We start from the raw sequence: 261 nt of genomic DNA on the forward strand, positions 1-261 counted from the left end.
GGCGCGCTCGAAGGCGCCGCGCGTGGGATTGGCCGAGCGCGAATACTCATACCCCTTGTGCACCCCCGGCGATTGCTGGGCGTAGGTGGAGGTGGCGTAGATCGGCACAATCACCGCGCCGGTGAGCGGATCGGGCGACTGCCCGCCGTGGATGGTGCGCGTGGCGAAGGCCAGGCGGTTCTTTTGATCGGTCATCTCAGCCCACCCGGCGCAGGTGGTTGATCAGGTCGATGCGGGTGATGAGGCCGAGGAAGTCCTTGC

General features: G+C 67.0%; 1 protein-coding gene. It reads right to left on the reverse strand.

Going from position 1 to position 261, the window contains the following annotated elements:
• Positions 1-195, reverse strand: a 195-nt coding sequence (locus RMT89_RS43830) for a PLP-dependent transferase (protein ID WP_315889333.1), incomplete at its 3' end; no start/stop codon positions are given.
• Positions 196-261: the final 66 nt, after the last annotated feature.

Source organism: Streptomyces sp. P17 (assembly GCF_032436805.1).
GTDB lineage: Bacteria > Actinomycetota > Actinomycetes > Streptomycetales > Streptomycetaceae > Streptomyces.